This is a genomic window from Methylobacterium sp. B1 (assembly GCF_000333255.1).
Classification (GTDB): domain Bacteria; phylum Pseudomonadota; class Alphaproteobacteria; order Rhizobiales; family Beijerinckiaceae; genus Methylobacterium; species Methylobacterium fujisawaense.
In genome coordinates, this window is the sequence record NZ_BACT01000945.1 from 1 (window position 1) to 1,905 (window position 1,905).

General features: G+C 73.9%; 2 protein-coding genes. Both read right to left on the bottom strand.

Annotation, left to right across the window (positions count from 1 at the left end):
- Positions 1 to 208 precede the first annotated feature (208 nt).
- Complete coding sequence (locus I53_RS26640; RefSeq protein ID WP_043356569.1) at positions 209 to 982, bottom strand: DUF937 domain-containing protein; 774 nt, start codon at positions 980 to 982, stop codon at positions 209 to 211.
- 108 nt (positions 983 to 1,090) lie between these two features.
- A partial coding sequence (locus I53_RS26645; RefSeq protein WP_043356571.1) for an MATE family efflux transporter occupies positions 1,091 to 1,905 on the bottom strand: 815 nt, incomplete at its 5' end.

Here is a 1,905-nt window from a genome sequence, read left to right on the forward strand (position 1 = left end):
TGGGCCCGCGCCGAAATGCCCGCCGGCACCCACACGGCAGAGAGGTTGCACCCGCCCCCGGGATCGCGCGTTTGGGACGCCATTCCCGGCGACGCTCTCCGGGCGATCGTCCCAGGCGGTCAAATGGTCGCTCATCGGGCGATCTCCTCGGCGACAGGTTGCGGCTTCGATCCGCGGGGTCAACGTCCGCCCGGGCCCTGTCCCTGCGTCAACCGGTCCCGCCGGACGGGCGACCGCGCCGGCCCTTGCCCGCCGCGGGATCGGCGGGCGCCGGATCGGGACGTGCCGGGGTGCCGTCCGAGGACTGGGGCGTCGCGCCCCCGGAGGCAGGCCAGAAGGTCTCGAACAGCTCCTGCATCGCCCGGATGTTGTTGCCCTGAACCTCGGCCCCGGTGCGCATCATCTGCTGGAACACATCCGAGCCGGCTTCGCCTGCGGTCCCCTGCGACGGCTTCGCGGTCGGCTTGGCGGCCGGCTTCGGCGGCGGCGCCGGCGGCTGGACCGCGGGCATCATCGCCTTGGCCATCTCGGCCCAGGCCGGCCCGAACGGGAACGGAACGGGCGGCGGCGGGCTCGACCGCGCCTGCGCGGGCTCGGCCTGCGGCTGGTTCAGCATGACATGGACGATGCTCGCCACCACGGCCCCCGCCATCATCGGCAGCATCTGGCGCAGCACCTGCGCGCCGACGCCGCTCGTGGCCGAGGCCTGCCGCAGCACGGCCTGCATCAGCTGCGCCGAGCCGAACATCTGGCTGAGGGCCTCGAAGCCCTGCGGCGGCGCAGGCTTGGCGGCTTCCAGCCCGAACATCCGGGCGAAGCCGGTCGGGTCCACGCCGACGCTGCGCTGGAGCCCCAGGGTCAGGGCCGGCATCAGCGCCTCGAAGGCGCGGGCCGTCTGCTCAGTCGTCAGGCCGAATTGCTGGGCCATGGCCTGAAGCCCGGCCTCGCCCTGGGCCTGGAACATCTCGAGCGGGTTGAACATGACGCCTCGATCCTGCCCCGGCCGGGACAGGCCGAGACAGGGTATGGTGACCCGTCACGCGGGGAAATACCAGTTCTTCCCCGCGGAACTTGCGCCTTCTCCGCCGTCTCAGTGCAACGGCTCGGGATGGGCATGGCCCGGCGGCAGCGGCGCCGGCCTCTCCAGCACCGCCGCCGCTGCCTTGGGCTCATGCCCGCGTCGGCCGCTCCCTTCCAGGCGGTCCACCGTGCGGCGGGCCAGCAGGATGCCGAGGGCGCCGAAGACCAGGGATCCGACACCCATCCCGGCGACCACGCCGCGGGGGCCGTAGAGCGCCGCGCCGAGCATCGCCGGCGGGACGGTGCCGAGGGTCGCGCGCCCCCAGTTCAGCAGCGTCGAGCGCAGGGGGAATCCGAGATTGTTGAAGGCGGCGTTGCCGAGGAACAGCAGCCCGTTGAAGAACCAGATCGCGCCGCCGACGAGGCAGAAGAAGCCGAAGAGCTCGGCCGCGACCCCGTGCAGGCCGAACAGGCTGGCGAGCCATCCCCGGGTCAGCGCCAGGACGAGCCAGACCACGGCGACATAGGCCAGCGTCACCCGGACCGCCGCGCGCAGCACGCCGCGCATCCGGTCGAACAGGCCCGCGCCCCAGTTCTGCGCCAGGATCGGGCCGATCGCCCCCGACAGGGCGAACAGGCCGCCGAAGGCCACCGGCGTCAGGCGGTCGATCACCGACGCGGCGGCGACCGCATCCGCCCCGTAGCCGGCGAACAGCCGTGCCAGGAACGCGCTCGCCACCGAGGGGGCGAGATTCGTGAGCACGGCCGGTCCCGCGACGCCGGCCAGGGCGGCGGCGTCGGCCGGCAGATCGGACAGGTGCGGCCGGCGGAGGAGGCCGTGCCGGGCGACGCCCGCGACGCCCACCGCCACGAAGGTCGCGCGCG

Coding starts and splice junctions, on each gene's coding strand:
- I53_RS26640 (WP_043356569.1), bottom strand. CDS start 982: ATGTTCAACCCGCTCGAGATGTTCCAGGCCCAGGGCGAGGCCGGGCTT.